Raw genomic sequence first — 2,605 nt, 5'->3', positions numbered from 1 at the left:
GCACCACGCTTGCGCGGTGCCGATGCCCTCGCCACTTACCAGTTCATGTTGAGCGAAACACCCACGGTGCGCGGTTCGTTGTACACCGCGGCCATGTAGTTTTCGATCACACCCTTGAGGTTCTTCTCGTTGGTGRTGTTGCGCGCGAACAGCGCCACTTCCCACGCACCGTAGTTGMCGGAGTAACCCAGCTTCAGGCCGCCTTCGAAGCTGCCCTTGGAGTTGAACTCGGCCGAGTCGTACAGCACGAAGCTGGTGTAGCCCTGCTTGTTCCAGTCGGTGGAGACGAAGAACACATCGCTGTCGTTGACCGGCACGTCGTAGCGCGCGGCGAGGTTGATGTTGTACTTCGGCGCATTCGGCAGCGGGTTGCCGTTGATCTGGGCGAAGGTGTTGGCACCAACCTTGATGGTCGGGTCGTTCACCGTGCACACCACCGCGCCGTTCAGCGCGCAGACCTGGGCATAGACGCGGTCGTCCTGGATTTCGCTGTGCAGCAGGCTGACACCGGCGCTCAGGCTCAGGTTCGGAACCGGGCGCAGCTCCATGTCCGCTTCCAGGCCGTAGGCCTTGGCCTTGTCGGCGTTGAACAGCACGCCGTTGCCGTCCGAGTCGTTGCCGTTGAGCTGGATATCGTTGACCACGTAGGTGAACGCAGCGGCATTCACGCGCAGGCGGTTGTCCCACAGGCTGCTCTTGATGCCCGCTTCCCAGGACAGGATGGTTTCCGAATCGGCGGTGGTGAAGTCGGCGTTGAATACGGCCGAACGGCCCTGGATGGTGGGGCCACGGAAGCCACGGGCCACGCGCGCATACACGCTGAACTGCGGGTTGAACGCGTACATCGCGCTCACGTCCCAGCTCGGGGTGGTGTCGGCCATTTCCACGTCGGTGCGACCCTTGTAGGTCACCACGCCGGCGGCGGTGTCGGCGGTCTTGAGCAGACGGGTGTGCTTCTCATCGCGGGTCTGGCGCAGGCCGGCGGTCAGGGTGAACTTGTCGGTGACGTCATAGCTGACCTGGCCGAAGCCAGCCCAGGAGGTGTTGACGTTGCGCAGGCGCACCCAGTTGTTCGGGTTGCGCGCGTTGCCCTGCAGGAACCAGGCGCGCTGGTAGAAATCGGTGGTGTCGCGGCCATCGAAGTAGAACGCGCCGACCTGCCACTTCAGGCGGTTGTCATCGCCATTGGCCAGGCGGATTTCCTGGGTCCACTGGTCCAGGTCGCGGATCTGGCCCATCGACTGGCCGTAGCCGTTGGCCACGCCATTGACCGGGAAGTTGGCCGCCGCGCCGCCATCGGTATCACCGCGGCTGTAGCCGGAGGTGGTTTCGTAGGCGGTGATCGAGGTCAGCGAGACATTGCCGAAATCGTAGACTGCCTTCACCGAGCCGCCGTAGGTCTTGTAGGACTGCGGGTTGTTGTCGGCTTCGTCGTAGGCCACGCGATCGCGCGCCACGTCGGTCTTGTTGGAGCCCTTGGTGACCGCACCCCGCAGGAACAGGGTCGAGGTGCCGTCGTAGTCACGCGCATGGGCCGAGGCCAGCAGCGAGAAGTTCTCGCTCGGCTGCAGCAGCAGCTGTGCGCGCACGTTGCGGTCGTCGAAGCCGCCCATGGCGTTGTTCTTCGGCGACACCGTGCCATCGGCGCTGGGGCCGGTGTAGGTGTTGTCCACGTAGTCATCGCGGTGCTGGTACAGCGCCGACACGCGGAACGAGGCGATGTCATTGATCGCACCGCCCACGCCGCCGTCGATGGCCACGCTACCGTAACTGCCATAGCTGGCCTGCACGCGGCCGCTGGCGTCCTGGCTCGGCTTGATGGTGTCGAACTTGACGATGCCGGCGGTGGTGTTGCGGCCGAACAGGGTGCCCTGCGGACCGCGCAGCACTTCGATCTGGTCCACGTCGTAGACCGGGTTGGACTTCAGCACCACGTGCTCGAGCACCACGTCGTCCTGGATGATCGAGACCGGCTGCGAGGCACCCAGGTAGAAGTCGATGTTGCCCAGGCCACGGATGTAGAAGCGCGGGAAGATGCGCCCGGTGGTGGTCTCGGCGTAGAAGCTGGGCACCTTGCCCGACAGTGCCAGCAGGGTGTCATCGCCGCCGGCGGTGTAGTCGCGGATCTTCTCGCCCTGGACCACGCCGACCGAGACCGGCACTTCCTGGAGGTTGCGCTCGCGGTGGTCGGCATTGACGGTGATGGCGTCCAGCGAGGTCGGCGTAGCGTCCTGGGCCAGTGCGGTGCCGGCCAGGCCGAACAGCGAGGCGGTGGCGCAGGCCAGCGCCAGGGCGTGGCGGCGCGGCAGTGCGACGGCGGAACGGGACGGCATCGACACGGGGGTGTTGCGGTAGGCAGGCATGCAGGGTCTCGGGGAGTGCTGAACGGGTGGCGTGCGGCGCACGCGGATGAACACCGCTGTTTTACGCAGCGATGCGGCACGTTATTGCGTGGATGTTGCAGGCTGGTTGCAGGGCGATGCGGGGGACGGCCGTCCATCCCCTCCCCTGGTCTGCTGGCTGAGCCGCCGGGATTCTGGCGCGGATTATGCCCGCTCGGTGCGGCGGCCGGAAGGCTTGACGCTGTGCCGGATCTGGCTGGCGG

The 2,605-nt window shown here is 65.6% G+C and carries 2 protein-coding genes; one reads left to right on the top strand and one right to left on the bottom strand.

The window, feature by feature from the left end:
- Positions 1-35: 35 nt before the first annotated feature.
- Positions 36-2,363: a TonB-dependent receptor gene (locus ACXJKH_RS18460; protein ID WP_457321536.1), complete on the bottom strand. Its 2,328-nt coding sequence runs from the start codon at positions 2,361-2,363 to the stop codon at positions 36-38.
- Positions 2,364-2,409: 46 nt separating this feature from the next.
- On the opposite strand from ACXJKH_RS18460, the gene ACXJKH_RS18455 reads away from it, so the two are divergent.
- Positions 2,410-2,605, top strand: a 196-nt coding sequence (locus tag ACXJKH_RS18455) for a hypothetical protein (RefSeq protein ID WP_457321534.1), incomplete at its 3' end; no start/stop codon positions are given.

The organism is Stenotrophomonas sp. P5_B8 (genome assembly GCF_054049855.1).
Note: the sequence above shows the minus strand (reverse complement) of the source record. Positions and strands in the feature narration are given on the sequence as shown.